Raw genomic sequence first — 15832 nt, forward strand, 5'->3', positions numbered from 1 at the left:
CCACACTCGACGAAACCGGAAGCTCCGCTTGACCTTGCATGGACCCGGCACGGACAACGGCCCGGCCCCCACGCGTGGTCACTCGTGGGGGCCGGGCCGTGCGCGGAGTGCAGTCAGCCGCGGGCCGGGGTCGGCGCCGGGGCGAAGTGGAGGGGCTGGCGCAGCGATTCCGGACCACGGACCCGGGTCCCGTAGACCAGCAGCTCGCATCCGGGTGCGACGCGGCAGTCGATCGTCCGGCCGTCGTTGGTGTCGAAAGCCGCCGAGACGAGGACCGTCTCGTCCAGCCTGCCCTGGTCCGTGGTGATCGGCGGACGGCCCCGGGTCCGGCAGGCGGTCTCCTGCGTGGACCCGGCGACGCACTCCAGGACCACCGAGTGGAACTGCGGCTCGTAGCCCCGCCCGGTGGCGCGCACGGACTGGCCGTCCACCAGCCCCTGGGACGGATCCACCCGGAAGGTGGGCGCCGCCTCGAGCGCCCCGTGCGGCCGGAAGGCCAGCGGGACGGTGGTGAGAACGGCTCCGGTGATGTCGGTCAGCGCCAGCCGGCACGGATGGGCGGCGGTCGCGGTACGGCAGTCGAAGGTGCCGGAGCCGGTGGCGAGCTCGGCGTAGAGCTTCTTCGGGAAAACCGGGAGCGTGCCGTCCGGAAGGACGCGGAACTGCCGGCTGGTCCTCTCGTCACAGGCCCCGGCGACCGTGTCCGGGGCGCAGAGCTCGACCAGCACGTACGCCTTGGCCGGACCGCCCTTGACCGAGAAGCCGACGACGTCCCCGTCCAGCAGCCCCGCCGTGCGCTTCACGAGCAACTGCGGATCCGCCGGCGCCGCCTGCGCGGTCCCCCCGAACCCCACCCCGGCCAACGCCAGCACCAACCCGGCGCGGGCGAGTGACCTCAAGATCCTCATGCGTCCCCCCTCTGGTCGCCCTGTCCGATCGCAGGCATCCTCCTGCCCGCGGAACCCCCCGACAAGGCCGCGAATCCGGACGCCTCCCCACCCCCACACCCCCCACCGAACCCCTTCGCGCCCACGTCCCCGCAGGTGCGTGCCGCCGCCACGGCCCGGACTCCGACGGGGAAGCGCTCCACCGCTTGGCGGGATCCGAGCCGTTCGGCCGCGCTCTCGGCCGCCGACCGGGAGCGCGGGTCCGGCCGGGCAGGGGCCCGGGACCCGGCTCCGAACGGGGCTCAGGTCGTGTACTCCGAGTTCAGGCGGACGTAGCCCTCGGTCAGGTCGCAGCCGTAGACGGTGAAGGAGCCGTCGGCGATGCCGAGGTCGATCCCGATCACGACCTCGTCGGCGGCCTTCAGGTAGTCGGCGACCTCGGCGCGCCGGGCCTGCTCGTCACCGGCCGGCGGGTAGACCTCGGCCGCGCCGAAGGAGACGCGGACGCGCTCGGGCGCGATGTCCGTGTCGTCCTGGCATTTGCCCACGGCCATCACGACCCGGCCCCAGTTGGGGTCGGCGCCGTGCACGGCGGTCTTCACCAGGGGCGAATTGACCACGGCCTTGCCGACCCGCTTGGCCTGGGCGCCGTCGCGGGCCCCGGTGACCGTCACCTGGATGAGCTTGGAGGCGCCCTCGCCGTCCGAGGCGATCATCTTCACCAGCGCCAACGCGACCTCGTACAGGGCCGCTTCGAAGGCCTGCGGGTCCACCGGGCCGGCCAGGCCGTTGGCGAAGAGGGCGGCACTGTCGGACGTGGAGGTGTCGGTGTCGATGGACACCGCGTTGAAGGTCACGTCCATCACCCGCTTGAAGGCGGCGGTCAGCCAGGCACCGTCGAGCTCGGCGTCCGTCACGAAGAAGGTGAGCAGGGTGGCCATGTCGGGCTCGATCATGCCGACGCCCTTCGCGATGCCGGTCAGCACGGCGTCGCCGACGCGTACGGACACGCACTTGGGCCGGGTGTCGGTGGTCATGATGGCCCGCGCGGCGGCGTCCATGCCGACGGCCGGCCGCTCCGGAGGCCAGGCCAGGCCTTCGAGGTGGCCGAGGATCGACGGCAGCGGGTACTGCACGCCGATCACCCCGGTGGAGGCGATGAGCAGTTCGGCGGGGTCGATCCCGACGGCGCCGGCGGCCGCGTCACGGACCGCGGCGGCGTTGCGGGCCCCCTCGGCTCCGGTGGCCACGTTGGCGTTGCGTGCCACGACGACGACGCCGCGGGCCGAGCCGTCCGCGACGGCCTCCCGCGACAGCAGGACCGACGGCCCGGCGAACAGGGAGCGGGTGAAGACGCCCGCCGTCTTCGCGGGCACCTCGGAGACGATGACGCACAGGTCGTCGCGTCCGTCGTCGGCGATACCGACCGGTGCGGTGTGGACGACGAAGCCCTTCGGCAGTGCGTGCGTCACGGCGGTCCTTCTCTCGAATGGGTCCGGTGCGAATCGGGGAGTTATAAGTATGTGTGACCTTGAAAATTTATGCAATGCGGCCCGAAAAGCGGGCCGGTACGGGTATCGACCCGTACCGGCCCCGCCCAGGCCCTGGGGCCCGAGCGCCTATGCGGCGATCTGGAGCTGCTGCGCCAGGATCGACTGCATCGTCTCGCGCAGGCGGCGCCCCGGCATGATGCCGATCTCGTCCATCAGCGTCCGCTTGGCCTGGTGGAACACGTTCAGCGCGTCGGCCTGGCGGTCGGCGCCGTAGTACGCGTGCATGAGGGCCACATAGAGGTCCTCACGCAGTGGATCCCCCGCTATCAGCCCACTCAGGCGGGCTATCGCCTCCTCGTTGCGGCCGAGCTTGATGTCGAGCCGCGCCCGTTGCTCCAGTGCGGCGAGCCGCTCCCGGTCGAGCCCGTCGGCGCGGGCCCGCAGCCGGGCGGAGGTGATGTTGGCGAGCGCCTGCCCCTTCCACAGGGCCAGAGCCGCGTCGAGCCGGTCGGACGCCTCCCGGTACCGGCCGGCCTGGCCCTGTTCCTTCGACTCCCGGACCATGTCACGGAAGACGCTCACGTCCACCCGGCCCGCCGGGACGTGGAGCTGGTAGCCGAGGGCGTGGGAGGCGAGGATCTCCCGCCCCACACCCACCTCCTCGAACGCGGTCCGAATCATCCACGCACTGTTCTGCAGCTGTCCGGAGACCGTCTTCGGAGGATCCGCGTCCCACGAATCCTCGACGATCGACTCCTTCGTCACCATCTGTCCCGCATTCAGAGCGAGACTGGCCAGGAATTTCAACTGGCGCTGGCCCTGAACCGGAACCTGGGCTTCTGAATTGAAAGCGGTTACTGGCCCGAGAAGCCGGACTGTCACGCGCGTCGCAGTATCGATGTCATCCCCCTGATCATCGTATTCCTCCACCCGCAAGCGACTTTTGGTCGAAAAGTCGTCTTCCGGATGACTTGATCAGGTTATTGCCGAAGATCCTCTTTCGCAAATGAGGATCAGCTGCGCAACGATATCGTTGCATAGTCGTACATTCCATACACCTGGGACATGCGCACGTTGGCGGCCCGACCGCCCCTGACCACCACGGACTTGACGTACATGTAGGGGCACATCACGGCCGCCTCCATCGCCTCCCGGTCCACGGCCGCCCACAGGGCCTCCCGGGCCTGCGCGTCGAACGTGCGCGCCCCCGTGTCGAGCAGTGCGTCGATCTCCGAAGACGCCAGTTCACCCAGGTTCTGGTTCCCCGCCTCCTTGATCGCGCGCGAGTCCGAGATCTGCTGCAGGTAGCCGAAGCCGTCCGGGAAGTCCGCCGCCCAGCCGAACATCACGATGCCGATGCCGTGCTCCCGCAGGTACGCCGGAACACCCGCGGTCTCGGTGAAGTAGCCGCCGGAGGTGAACGGCACCACCTCCGCCTCGATGCCCACGCGGGCCAGGCCCCGGGACAGCGCGAGCGCCGCGTTCCACTCCTTGCGCCGGTCCTCGCGCGCCGCGATCCGGGTACGGAAGCCCTCCGGGAGCCCGGCCAGCGCCAACTCCCGGCGGGCGGCGTCGAGATCGCCCGTGGCGTCCGGACCCACCGGGTAGCGGTCGTGGGACTCGTGGCCCGGCACCGTGGGCGGCAGGAGCGTGGTGGCGATGTCCCCGGCCGGCTCCCCGCCGTACGCGGCGCGCATCGCCGCCTTGTCCGTCGCGTACTGCACCGCGCGCCGCGCGTGAACGTCCCGCAGCGGCCCGACGTTCTGGTTGATGCAGTACAGCCACACGAAGCCGGTGTGCGGGTTGTCCACCCCCTCCCGGGCCGCCGGATCCGCCAGCAGCCGGTCCTGGGTCTCCGGCTGCACGCCGACCCCGGCCAGGTCGATGTCGGCCTCTCCCGCCAGCAGCATCCGGTCCACCTCCGGCCCGGACACCCCCAGCCTGACCGTGACCGCGTCCGGCAGCGCCGTGCGGACGGGGTCGCTCTCGCGGACCCAGTGCGGGTTGCGGGCCAGGGCGAGGCGCTCCCCGGGCAGGTACTCCCCGATCCGGTACGGGCCCGAGGAGACCGGCCGCCACCGGTACTCGGGGTAGGTGTCGGCCCGCTGCGGCACCGGGATCGTGGTGGGCAGCGCGGCCAGGTAGTCGAAGCCCGCGAACGGCTCCTTCAGCCGGAACACCACGGTGTGCTCGTCGGGCGTCCCGATGCCCTCCGGCCCGGTCAGGTACTGCCGGAAGTAGGCCGGGCCCCCGCGGGTCACCACGCCCGGGTAGACCTCCTCGGGGAAGCTGGCGCGCAGGACCGCGTAGCGGACGTCCTGCGCGGTGACGGGGGTGCCGTCCTCGAAGCGCACGCCCTCGCGCAGCCGGTAGGTCCAGGTGCGGCCGCCGTCCGACGGCTCGCCGAGGGAGGCGGCGAGGTCCGGCACCGGCTGCGGCCGGCCGTCCTCCCCGGTCCCGTAGCCGACCAGGGGCCGGCCGAGGAGGCGGATGAAGTTCCAGGTGTACGCGTAGTACGTGTCGGCGGGGTCGAGGGAGTCGAAGTCGTCGGTGCGGACGAAGCGGAGCGTTCCGCCCGTGCTGTCCGACGGGTTCACGGTCCCGTGCGAGGCGGCGTCGAAAACCACAGGGTCTCAGTCCCAACTGTGTTGCGGGTTGCGGGCGGTGCGGTCTTGGCGGGTGCGGGCACGCCCCCACCGCTGCGGCGCGGTCAGCGGAGGGCTTCGAGGAACCGGGCGGCCACCGGGCCGGCGTCCTTGCCGCCCGAGCCGCCGTCCTCGATCAGGACGGACCAGGCCACGTCCCGGTCGCCGAGGTAGCCGATCATCCAGGCGTGCGTCTGCGGCGGCTTGGCCGCGCCGAACTCGGCCGTGCCGGTCTTGGCGTGCGCCGTGCCCGGTACGTCCTTCAGCGCGGCCGCGGCCCCGTACGTGACGGTGGCGCGCATCATCCCCCGCAGCCCCTCGGCCACGGGCGCCTCCAGCGCCGGGGCGGTGTGCCGGTTCCGGACGTGGTCCGGCACCAGGACGGGCTGCTTGAAGGAGCCCTCCTTGACGGTGGCCGCCATGGAGGCCATCACCAGCGGCGACGCCTGGACCCGGGCCTGCCCGATGGTGGTGGCGGCGAGCTCGTTGTCCGAGGCGGGCAGCGGGACCGAACCGTCGTAGGAGGCGGCCCCGATGTCCCACGGGCTGCCGATGCCGAAGGCCTTGGCGGTCTCCGGCAGCGCCGGCCCGGCCACCTTGCGGCGGGCCTCGACGAAGAAGGTGTTGCAGGACTTGGCGAAGGAGTCCCGGAAGAGCGAGCCTTCCGGCAGGACGAACTGGTTCTGGTTCTCGAAGCGCTGCCCGTCCACGGAGGCGAACTTCGGGCACGCCGCCACGTCCGTCGGCTTCATGCCGGTCTTCAGCAGCGCCGCCGCCGTGACGACCTTGAAGGTGGAACCGGGCGCATAGCGGCCCTCCAGGGCCCGGTTCATCCCGCCGGGCCGGTTCGCGGCGGCGAGGATGGCGCCGTTGCGCGGGTCGACCGCGACGATCGAGGCGTTCTTGTCCAGGCCTTCCAGAGCGCCCGAGGCGGCCCGCTGGACCTTCTGGTCGATCGTCGTGCGGATGTCCTCGCCCTTGCCGGACGGGCCCTGTGTCAGGGACTTGACCACGGCGCCCGACTGACGGTCGGCCACCACGACGGACTTGCCGTACGCGGCGCCGCCGGACAGCTCCTTCTGGTAGCGGGCCTGGAGCCCCGAGACGCCCTTGCCCTGCTCGTCGACCGCCCCGGTGAGGGAGGCGGCCTCCAGCGGGGCGCCGCCCTTGTCGAGGATGCGGCCGCGGCCGGTGTTCGCCGCGAGCGCGAGGGTCTGGCCGGCCTGCATCTGCGGGTGCACCACGGGCGTGGAGAACTGCACCTTCCAGGCGCCGGAGCCGTCCTTGAGGACCTTCGCCTCGGAGTCGTACGCCAGCTCCCCGGCTCCCGCGGTCTGCAAGGAGACCTTGAACGGCACCGTGACGGCACCCTCGCCGCCCTTCGAGGCACGGGGGCGGTCCGCGGTGATCGCGGCCTTCGTCGGCGCGACGTTCTTCATCACCGACTGGAGCAGCGAGCGGGCGCCGTCCGGCGAGTCGGTCAGGGCCGCCGCGTCCGCGGGGCGGTTCGCCGCCCAGGCGTCGAGGAACTCCTGGAGCCGGCCCGCGGCGGCCGCGACGTCCTCGTCCTGCGACGGCGGGGAGAGCCAGCGGTAGCCCGCGTAGGCGCCCGCGCCCAGCGCGGCCGTGGCCGCCACGGCCACCGCGGCCGCGCCCACGCGCTTGCCCCGGCCCGTCCTGCGGCGGGACGGGGCGTTCTGGTCCATCGCGTGCTCAGACATGCCGGTCAGGTTAGGCAGCGGCCGTCTCCGGGCTCTCTCGCCACTCTCCCGGCGCTCTCCCGACCCGCTGCGGCACTTGATCTCGTACCGCGGAACGTGTTGGGGTGGCCCCACCGCGAACCCCTCGCCGCTGCGCGGGGTTCGCCGGCCGGTCGCCCGTGCGGCCCAGCCGGGCCGACCGCCCCGGCTCCGCCGCGCGCGACCCCCTTCCCGGCCTCTACCGAGAGCGCATCCATGCACATCGCACGACGCACCGTCGTGTTCACCGCGGCCGTCGCCTGCCTGCTCACCGGAACGCCTGCCATGGCGTACGCACAGCAGGCACAGGGCACGCAGCCGGTGCACGACTTCAGCAAGGCCATACGCGAAACCGTGTTCGTGACCACGGACACGGACACCGACGGCGACGGCCGCAAGGACAAGGTCCGGGTCCAGGTGATCCGCCCGGACACGCCCCGCAAGGTCCCGGCGATCATCGAGGCCTCCCCGTACCACGGTGGCTTCGCCAAGGCCGACTTCCACCCCGCCGATGTCACCGGCACCCCGCAGCTGGCTCCCTGGACCCCGGGCGAGGCCGCCAAGGACGTCGACCAGTACCCGCCGTACTGGGACAACTACTTCGTCTCGCGCGGCTACGCCACCCTCGCCGTCTCCACGCTCGGCACCGGAGGCTCCACCGGCTGCCCCGGCACCGTGTCCCCCGAGGAGGTCAAGGCGATGACCAAGGTGGTGGACTGGCTGAACGGCCGGGCCGGCGCCACCACGGCCGTCGACGACACCGGCACCGGGGCCAGGGCCACCGGCTGGTCCACCGGCACCGCCGCGATGACCGGCACCAGCTACAAGGGCACCCTGGCACTGGCCGCCGCCACCACCGGCGTGCGCGGCCTGAAGACCGTCGTGCCGATGCTCCCGGTGTCCGACTGGTACGACTACTACCGCGCGAACGGCGGGAACGTCGGCCCCAAGGGCTACCCCGGCAACGACGCCGACATGCACGTCAAGCTCGTCCTGACCCGCGACCGGCCCGAGGCCTGCGCCCGGGCGGTCGCGGACGTGCAGGCCCGCATGGGCCACGAGAACGGCGACCTCAACTCCTTCTGGCGGGAGCGCGACTTCCGCTCCCGCACCGACCGGATCCGCGCCTCGGTCTTCCTCGTGGCCGGCCTCAACGACTGGAACGTCCGCCCCAAGCAGAGCCTCGACCTGTGGTCGCGGCTCCAGCACTCGGGCGTGAAGTCCCGGCTGTGGCTGACGCAGGGCCAGCACGACGATCCGCTGGACGTCCGCCGCCAGGCCTGGCTGGACTCGGTCCACAAGTGGTTCGACCAGGAGCTGATGGGGCTGCGCTCCGGGGCCGACGCCGAGCCGCGGGTACAGGTGCAGCGCCCGTCGGGCGCGTGGGACGCGTACCGCGAGTGGCCCGCCCGCGGCGCCCTCGACCGGACCCTGAAGCTCGCCTCCCTGCACGGCCCGCAGGCGCGCGGCTGGACGGACGACCCGTCGCGCACCGGCGACCAGCTGGCCACCGCCCCGGAGGGCGAGGACCCGGCGCGGCTCGCGTACCTGACGGAGCCGCTGAAGGAGGCCGTGCGGATCTCCGGCACCCCGCGGATCAGCCTGCGGGCGGGGGTCGACGGCCCCTCCCCGTACCTGTCGGCGTTCCTCGTGGACTACGGCCCGGCGAACTACCCGGTGAAGCTCAACGCCGGGCAGGAGAACTGGTGCTTCGGCGACAGCGCGCCGGGGAACACCGGGTGCCGCCCGCTGAAGGAGTTCAGCCGCGAGGACAAGCCGTTCAAGATCATCACCCGGGGGTGGACGGACGTGCGCAACCGCGAGAGCCCCGCCCGGCAGAGCCCCGTGGAGCCCGGCAGGACGTACGCCTTCCGCTGGGACCTGGAGCCGACCGAGCACATCGTCCCGGCGGGCCACCGCATCGGGATCGTCCTCACCTCCACCGACCGCGACCACACCCTGCGCTACCCGGCGGGCACCCGGGTGACGCTCGACCCGGCGGCCTCGGCACTCACCCTGCCCCTGGCCTCCGCCCACTAGCGGGCACGGCCCGGCGGGCACGGCGAAAAGGGCCGTCCCGGCCTTCCACCGGGGGTGTGGAAGTGCCGGGACGGCCCGGCTCCCCGTCCTGCTCAGGGACCGGGAGGCTCACTGCGGGGACGACTCCAGGACGTCCTGCGCGGGATCGCCCACGCCGGGTTCCGCTCCTCTTCGCGGGCTCTCCACCCCGTTCGCGGGGAGCCGCAGGAGCAGCACCCAGGCGCAGGCGGCCGCGCCGCCGCCCGCGAGGACGACGTCGGCCGGGTCCGCGACGCGCGTGGCGGCGGAGGCCAGGGCCGCGCCGAGCGGGATCATCCCCCACACCAGGGTCCGCATCGTGGCGTTGACCCGGCCGAGCAGCTCCGGCGGGGTCACCGACTGGCGCAGGCTGATCTGGGCCACGTTGTACACCACCGCCCCGGCGCCCACACCGAACAGCGCGACCGCGGTGGCCCAGAGCGGGACGCGGCCGGTGAGTCCGGCGAGGAGGGCGAAGGGGGCGGGCAGCATCAGCCCGACGGTGATGGACCGGCCGGCCCCGAGCCGCTGCGCGAGGCGGCGTACCGCGAACGAGCCGGCCAGGCCGCCCGCGCCGAGGGCGGACATGACCGCGCCGGCGCCGCCGCGGGAGAGGCCGTACGCGAGCATCAGGGCGATCAGCAGGGCGGCCACCGCGGACCAGGCCGCGTTGAACAAACCGGTCGCGGCGGCAATGCGGCGCAGGGCCGGGTGGGCCACGACGAACCGGAGGCCTTCGGCGACGTCCCGCCCGACTCCGGCCCGCGCCGCCGGGCGGAGCTCCTCCGCGCCCCGCCCCTTCTCCGTTTCCAGGGGCTCCGCCCCGGACCCCGGTCGCCTCGAACGCCGGCGGGGCCCCGGGGTGAGCAGCAGGAAGGTGGCCGAGAGGGCGTAGGCCAGGGTGGAGACGGCGAAGCCCAGGGGGGCGGCGCGCCAGGCGAGGGCTCCGGCCAGCACCGGGCCGAGGACGGCCGCCGCGGACTCCGCCGCGGACAGCCGGGCGTTGCCCGCGACGAGGTCCCGGGCGGGCACCAGCGCGGGCACCGCCGACTGGGCGGCGACGTCGAAGAACACCGAGGCCACCCCGACGGCGAACGCGGCCGCGTACAGCAGTCCCAGCTCGATCCGGCCCGCGGCCCACGCCAGGGCGACGCACAGGACGGTGGCGCAGCGCACCCCGTCCGCGGCCACCATGACGGGGACCTTGCGGCAGCGGTCGACCCAGGAGCCGGCGGGCAGCCCGACCAGCAGGAACCCGGCGGTCTGCACCGCCATCAGCGCCGCGGCCCCGGCCGCCGAGGCTCCGCAGGCGGCCAGCGCGGTCAGCGGGAAGGCGGTCTGCGCGATCCGGAAGCCGAACTGCGAGGCGGTGTGGGCGGCGAGGAGCCGCCCGAACTCGGGGGTCATCGCGCGGTGCTCAGCTCCCAGGCCCACCGGACGCCGGCCGGCACGAACCCGAAGTCGGCGTTGACCCGCAGCATGTGCGCGTTGCCGGAGGCGTTCCAGGTGTCGACGTGGGCCAGCCGGGTCTCCGCCGCGCGGGCGCGGGCCAGGTTGTACGCCTTCACCTGGCGGCCGAGCCCGCGGCCGCGGTGCGCGGGGTCCACGATGGTGATCGCCTGGAGGGCGTTGTCCGGGTTGGCGCGGGTCATCGACAGCGCCGTCCAGGCGGCCATCCGCCCGGTGGTGTCGTCGAGGACCGCGCACTGGTGGGCGCGCCGGCCGCGGGTGGTCCGCATCCGCTCGAAGTCCCGGATGCGGGAGATCGCGGCGGGCTGCGGCTCCCGTCCCGGGTCGCCGGCCGGGGCGGTGGCCGAGAGGGCCGCCTCGAGCCGGGCGGCCTGCTCCACCAGCTCCTCGGGGACCTCGCTGCCCCAGTACCGGACGGACATCGACTCCGGCAGCGGCCGCGGCGGCGGCGCGTCCGCGATGTCCAGGCGCAGGTGGTCGAGCGTCCACACCGGGCGCGCGCCGACGGCCGCGGCCAGGCCGTGCGCCGGCACGGCGCCGCCGCCGGCCTGCCCCGAGGGACCGGAGTCGGCGGTGAAGAGGATCCGCGAACGCCGCGCCGCCTCGGCCCGCTCCCGTACGAACCCCACCAGGCGGCGCCCGGCGCCCTGTCGGCGCAGGGCCGGGTGGACGGCGAGGACGGCCGCGGCGACCATCCCGGTGTTCTCCTCCTGGGGGAACTCCAGGCGTACGGAGGCCACGCACCGCCCGGCCGCGTCGCGGCCCGCCCACTCCTCGACCCTGGTGGCCGGGGGCGGGACCATCAGCGAGCCGACGAAGTCGGCGGGGCAGGGCGCGGGCAGGTGGGGGGTGTCGGCCCGGTGGACGAGGGTGCGCAGCTCGAAGACGTCGTCGACGGCGTCGCGGTCGGCCGGGTCGAGGGGGGTGAGGTCGAGGCGGGTGAGGTCGGGGTGGGTGGGGTCGGGGTTCATCGCAGTACTCCCATGGCCTGGATGTCGTAGAGGCCGAAGGCGGGGTGGACGTAGACGTTCGTCAGGTCGGGGTGGCGGTAGTGCAGCGTCCGGTCGTGGGCCATCGGCAGCATGACGGCGCGGTCCATCACGGCCTTCTCGATCCGGCGCCACACCGCGCGGCGGGCCGCGGCCCCGGTCGTGGTGCAGGCCTCGTCGACGAGGGTGCGGACCAGTGGGTCGTCGAGTTCGGCGAAGTTGAAGTTGCCGCCGCCGTGCTTGATCTGCCGGCCGTCGACGAGCGGGGCCAGGAAGCCGTACTCGGTGGGGTAGTCGGCGCCCCAGTCGGTGACGCCGAGGCCGAGCCCGAGCCTGCGGACGGTCTGCGGGCTGCCGAGGCCGGTGCGGTAGTAGGAGGCGGTGTCGAGGACCTCCACCCGGGCCCGGATGCCGACCCGGGCGAGGCTGGTGGCGAGCGTGCGGGCCACCAGCTCGAACTTGCCGGGCTGGGTGGCGATCACGGTCTCGAAGCCGTCCGGCAGCCCGGCGGCGGCCAGTTCGGCGCGCGCCGCGCCCAGGTCGCCGGTGAGCCGGGGCCCGGAGGGGTAGCGGTCCTGGCTGCTGTGTGCCGGCAGGTTGGGCGGGATCAGGCCGGTGGCGAGGGAGCCGCCGACGCCGTCCCCGCCGCGCGCGTCCAGCAGCGCGGCCTTGTCGGCGGCGTAGAAGACGGCGCGGCGGGCGTGCAGGTTGTCGAAGGGCGGGACGGCGGTCTGCACGGTGATGTACTGGAGGAAGCCGGTGGCCGGATTGTCGGCCTGTGCCCGCAGCACCGGGTCGGCGAGGATCCGGTCGCGCGCCGCGTGCTGGATGCCGCGGCCCTCCACGTCCACGTGGAACTCGCCGGCGAGGAGCCGGTCGTCCATTTCGTTGACCTCGACCCCGAAGGCCACGGTCATCTCGTCGGGCAGGGCGGGGCGGACGGGGTCGGTGCTCCGCTCCCAGGCGTTGTTGCGCACCAGGTGCAGCAGGCGGCCGGGCTCGTAGCGGTGGATGCGGTACGGGCCGGAGCAGACCGGCCGCGACCCGTACGCCTCGCGGGTGTCGCGGTGCTCGGGGACGGGCGCCGTGTTCGGCTGGGCCATCAGGTAGTCGAAGTCGGCGAAGGGCCGCTTCAGACGGAAGCGGACGGTGTGCTCGTCGGGCCGTTCGACGGCCGGGCAGCGCTCCCCTTCGTACGGGCCGCGGTAGCCGCCGTGGTCGAGGAGGTCCGTGAGGTACGTGGGGCCGCCGGGCAGGACGTGCTGGGCGAACACCCGCTCCACGGCGTACGCGACGTCGTGCGAGGTGATCTCCTCGCCGGTCTCGAAGCGGATGCCGCGCTTGAGCCGGTAGGTCCAGGTCAGCCCGTCGGCGGAGACCTCGCCCGGGCCCTCGGCGAGGTCGGGGACGGCCTCCGCCCGTTCCGGGTCGGTGCCGAAGGCCATCAGGGTGCGGTTCAGGGCGCGCTGCAGCAGCCACGACCACACGTAGTAGGTGCGGGCGGGGTCGAGGGAGTCGACGTCGGCGGAGGCGACCATCTCCAGCCGCCCTCCGCGCCGGGCGGAGGGGTTGGCCACCGATCCGATCGCCGCGTTCCAGCCGGTCATGCGGGGAGCTCCTTGACGTACAGGTACTGGCGGGAGAGGGCGCAGCCGCGGGAGGCCTTGGCCTGCGTGGAGCCGATGCCGTAGTGCACCCGGCGCACACCGGCCGCGGGTGCCCGGTCGGCGACGGTGTAGTAGAGGAGCTCGTAGTACAGGGGAAGCCCGGTCCGGGCCTGGGCGGCGTAGTCGAAGCCGGCGCGGTGGGCGAACCAGTCCGCGCCGTTCGCCAGGATCAGCCCGAAGCCGGCGATCTCGCCGTCGAGGACGGCCTTGGAGACCAGCGCCCGGTCCCCCAACTGCCGGTGGGCGGCTTCGAGGACGGCCTCCGAGCGGCGCGGGTCCCAGCCCGCCATGCCGTACTTGGCGAAGAGCTGCGTCTCCAGCTCGGCGAGGCGGGGGATGTCGGCCGGGTCGAGCGGGGCGAGGGTGATCCCGGCCCCGCCGGCCTCGATGCGGCGCCGCTCGGACCGTACCCGTCGGGAGCGGGCGGCCGGCAGGCTCATCGCGTAGTCGGTGAAGTCCCGTCCCGGCAGGGTGAGCGTGGCGAACTCGCCCGACACGTGCGAGGTGTAGCCGCGCTCCGCGAGGACCTGCTGCTGGAGGGTGTCGCGGGAGTCCACGTACGGGAAGCACAGCGAGCGGCAGCCCGCCTCGGCGGCGGTGCGCTCGGCCCGCTCCACCACCAGGTGGGCGGTGTCCGCGCCGGCGCCGGGACCGAGCAGCAGGCGGGTGCGGCCCAGGTGGCGGCCGCCGAGCATCATCGAGGGCATCAGCCGGTCGAGGTCGCCGAAGGCGGCCGCGACCTCCGCGGCCCCCGCCATCCCCTCGGCCGCGCAGTGCGCGATCAGCAGGTCGGTACGGCCCAGCGCCCAGGGCGATTCCCGGGTCGCCAGCACCAGCGGGAGCCCGGCGAGCAGTTCCCCTCCGGCGCGGGCGGTGAGGTACCGCATCCGGGCGCCGGACGAGTCGTGCAGCACCCGCATCCAGGGCGGGGTGAGGAAGAAGTCCTCCGCGCCCGCCAGGGCGTCCCAGCCGACTTCCCCCGCCTGCTCGGGAGTTGGCCACTCATCTACCACGACATCTGTTCTCACGCATGGATCCTGGGCCGCTCCGCTCTCCGGCCGATCTCCGTCCGATCCCGGATACCGGAACGAGAGTCCGAAAAGAGATCGGCGCCCCAAGGTGAGCCCGCCCCAACGAAATTCGGACAGGAGACTGGTTTCACATGTCCCGCGTATCCACCGGCCCCAGCGAGCACCCGACCGCGGCCCACGCTCTTCTCAAGCGCCTCAAGGAGCACGGCGTCGACAAGGTATTCGGCGTCGTCGGTCGCGAGGCGGCCTCCATCCTGTTCGACGAGCAGGACGGCGTGGAGTTCATCCTCACCCGCCACGAGTTCACCGCCGGCGTCGCCGCCGACGTCCTGGCCCGCATCACCGGCCGCCCGCAGGCCTGCTGGGCCACGCTCGGTCCGGGTATGACCAACCTGTCGACCGGCATGGCCACCTCGATGCTGGACCGCTCTCCGGTCATCGCCCTGGCGGCGCAGTCCGAGTCGCACGACATCTTCCCGAACGACACCCACCAGTGCCTCGACCTGGTGAAGATCGCCGAGCCGATGACGAAGTACGCCGTCGAGCTGGAGCGCCCGGCGGAGATCACCGACCTGGTGGACTCCGCGGTCTCCGCCGCCATGACGGAGCCGGTCGGCCCCTCCTTCATCTCCCTGCCCGTCGACCTCCTCGGCTCCTCCGAGGGCATCGACATCACCAGGGACCACGGTCCGGCCCGGACCCCGCACAAGCCGATCGGCGCGGTGCAGCCCGGCTGGGAGTCGGCCGCCGACCAGGCCGCCGAGATGGTCGAGGGCGCGAAGAACCCGGTGTTCGTGGTCGGCGCCGCCGCCATCCGCGCCGGTGCCGTCCCGGCCATCCGCGCCCTCGCCGAGCGCCTGAACGTCCCGGTCATCACCACGTACATCGCCAAGGGCGTCCTCCCGCACGGCCACGAGCTGAACTACGGCGCGGTCACCGGCTACATGGACGGCATCCTGTCCTTCCCGGCGCTGGAGACCCTCTTCGGCCCCGCCGACGTCATCCTGACCATCGGCTACGACTACGCCGAGGACCTGCGCCCCTCGATGTGGGAGCGCGGCATCGAGAAGAAGACGGTCCGCGTCTCCGCCACCGCCAACCCGGTGCCGCGGATCTACCGCCCGGACGTCGACGTCGTCACCGACGTCCTCGCCTTCGTGCAGCACCTGGACGCCGCCACCGCCGGCCTCGCCGCGAAGGACCGCCACGACATCGCGCCGCTGCGCGAGCGCATCGCCGAGTTCCTGGCGGACCCCGAGCACTACGAGGACGGCATGCGCGTCCACCAGGTGATGGACTCCATGAACACCGTCATGACCGAGATCGCCCAGCCGGGCGAGGGCACGATCGTGTCCGACATCGGCTTCTTCCGGCACTACGGCGTGCTCTTCGCCCGCGCCGACCAGCCGTTCGGCTTCCTGACCTCGGCCGGCTGCTCCAGCTTCGGCTACGGCATCCCGGCCGCGATCGGCGCGCAGCTGGCCCGCCCGGAGCAGCCGACCTTCCTCATCGCGGGCGACGGCGGCTTCCACTCCAACAGCGCGGACCTGGAGACCATCGCCCGCCTGAACCTGCCGATCGTCACCGTCGTCGTCAACAACGACACCAACGGCCTGATCGAGCTGTACCAGAACATCGGCCACCACCGCAGCCACGACCCGGCCGTGAAGTTCACCGGCGTGGACTTCGTCCAGCTGGCGCAGGCCAACGGCGTGGAGGCCACCAAGGCCTCGACCCGCGAGGAGCTGCTGGCCGCCCTGCGCAAGGGCGCCGAACTGGGCCGCCCGTACCTCATCGAGGTCCCGGTCAACTACGACTTCAGCGCCGGTGGCTTCGGGGCGCTGAAGGTCTGA

The 15832-nt window shown here is 73.2% G+C and carries 11 protein-coding genes; 2 read left to right on the forward strand and 9 right to left on the reverse strand.

All coding sequences use genetic code 11. The annotated features are described in order from the left end of the window. Positions 1-113 precede the first annotated feature (113 nt). From ABZW32_RS00690 to ABZW32_RS00710, 5 genes are all read right to left on the reverse strand, one after another. Positions 114-908 (reverse strand): neocarzinostatin apoprotein domain-containing protein, encoded by a 795-nt coding sequence (locus ABZW32_RS00690; protein ID WP_356209327.1) that lies wholly within the window; start codon positions 906-908, stop codon positions 114-116. Between the two features lie 281 nt (positions 909-1189). Next, entirely contained in the window at positions 1190-2359 is a 1170-nt protein-coding gene (gene argJ / locus ABZW32_RS00695; RefSeq protein ID WP_356209330.1) for a bifunctional glutamate N-acetyltransferase/amino-acid acetyltransferase ArgJ, read from the reverse strand. A 147-nt stretch (positions 2360-2506) separates the two neighbouring features. Continuing rightward, the gene (locus ABZW32_RS00700; protein WP_356209332.1) at positions 2507-3061 is read right to left on the reverse strand and encodes an AfsR/SARP family transcriptional regulator; all 555 of its coding nucleotides are present in this window, start codon (positions 3059-3061) and stop codon (positions 2507-2509) included. A gap of 332 nt (positions 3062-3393) precedes the next feature. Beyond that, positions 3394-5007, reverse strand: coding sequence for an ABC transporter substrate-binding protein (locus tag ABZW32_RS00705; protein WP_356209335.1), 1614 nt, complete (start codon positions 5005-5007; stop codon positions 3394-3396). Positions 5008-5090: 83 nt separating this feature from the next. Further along, a complete protein-coding gene (locus ABZW32_RS00710) occupies positions 5091-6746 on the reverse strand; it encodes a penicillin-binding transpeptidase domain-containing protein (RefSeq protein WP_356209337.1) in 1656 nt (551 codons plus the stop codon). Between the two features lie 234 nt (positions 6747-6980). Between ABZW32_RS00710 and ABZW32_RS00715 the strand changes: the two genes are divergently transcribed. Further along, positions 6981-8804, forward strand: a complete 1824-nt coding sequence (locus ABZW32_RS00715; protein WP_356209340.1) for a CocE/NonD family hydrolase — start codon at positions 6981-6983, stop codon at positions 8802-8804. A 108-nt stretch (positions 8805-8912) separates the two neighbouring features. Here ABZW32_RS00715 and ABZW32_RS00720 read toward each other — a convergent pair whose 3' ends face one another. Genes ABZW32_RS00720 through ABZW32_RS00735 form a run of 4 tightly spaced genes read right to left on the reverse strand, consistent with a single transcriptional unit; the run spans position 8913 to position 13961 of the window. After that, positions 8913-10229, reverse strand: a complete 1317-nt coding sequence (locus ABZW32_RS00720) for an MFS transporter (RefSeq protein WP_356209342.1) — start codon at positions 10227-10229, stop codon at positions 8913-8915. Next, positions 10226-11263 carry a GNAT family N-acetyltransferase gene (locus ABZW32_RS00725; protein ID WP_356209344.1) on the reverse strand — a complete coding sequence of 346 codons (1038 nt, stop codon included), beginning with the start codon at positions 11261-11263 and terminating at the stop codon, positions 10226-10228. The genes ABZW32_RS00720 and ABZW32_RS00725 overlap by 4 nt, the downstream gene beginning before the upstream one ends. Further along, positions 11260-12888 (reverse strand): ABC transporter substrate-binding protein, encoded by a 1629-nt coding sequence (locus ABZW32_RS00730; protein WP_356209346.1) that lies wholly within the window; start codon positions 12886-12888, stop codon positions 11260-11262. The genes ABZW32_RS00725 and ABZW32_RS00730 overlap by 4 nt, the downstream gene beginning before the upstream one ends. Continuing rightward, positions 12885-13961, reverse strand: a complete 1077-nt coding sequence (locus ABZW32_RS00735) for a GNAT family N-acetyltransferase (protein ID WP_356209348.1) — start codon at positions 13959-13961, stop codon at positions 12885-12887. The genes ABZW32_RS00730 and ABZW32_RS00735 overlap by 4 nt, the downstream gene beginning before the upstream one ends. A gap of 149 nt (positions 13962-14110) precedes the next feature. On the opposite strand from ABZW32_RS00735, the gene ABZW32_RS00740 reads away from it, so the two are divergent. After that, complete coding sequence (locus ABZW32_RS00740) at positions 14111-15832, forward strand: thiamine pyrophosphate-binding protein (protein ID WP_356209350.1); 1722 nt, start codon at positions 14111-14113, stop codon at positions 15830-15832.

It is taken from the genome of Streptomyces sp. NPDC004667, assembly GCF_040609475.1.
Classification (GTDB): domain Bacteria; phylum Actinomycetota; class Actinomycetes; order Streptomycetales; family Streptomycetaceae; genus Streptomyces.

Excerpts from the sequence above, each read along its gene's own strand:
- ABZW32_RS00690 (WP_356209327.1), bottom strand. The coding sequence starts at position 908 with ATGAGGATCTTGAGGTCACTCGCCCGCGCCGGGTTGGTGCTGGCGTTG.
- ABZW32_RS00700 (WP_356209332.1), bottom strand. The coding sequence starts at position 3,061 with ATGATTCGGACCGCGTTCGAGGAGGTGGGTGTGGGGCGGGAGATCCTC.
- ABZW32_RS00710 (WP_356209337.1), bottom strand. The coding sequence starts at position 6,746 with ATGTCTGAGCACGCGATGGACCAGAACGCCCCGTCCCGCCGCAGGACG.
- ABZW32_RS00715 (WP_356209340.1), top strand. The coding sequence starts at position 6,981 with ATGCACATCGCACGACGCACCGTCGTGTTCACCGCGGCCGTCGCCTGC.
- ABZW32_RS00720 (WP_356209342.1), bottom strand. The coding sequence starts at position 10,229 with ATGACCCCCGAGTTCGGGCGGCTCCTCGCCGCCCACACCGCCTCGCAG.
- ABZW32_RS00725 (WP_356209344.1), bottom strand. The coding sequence starts at position 11,263 with ATGAACCCCGACCCCACCCACCCCGACCTCACCCGCCTCGACCTCACC.
- ABZW32_RS00730 (WP_356209346.1), bottom strand. The coding sequence starts at position 12,888 with ATGACCGGCTGGAACGCGGCGATCGGATCGGTGGCCAACCCCTCCGCC.
- ABZW32_RS00740 (WP_356209350.1), top strand. The coding sequence starts at position 14,111 with ATGTCCCGCGTATCCACCGGCCCCAGCGAGCACCCGACCGCGGCCCAC.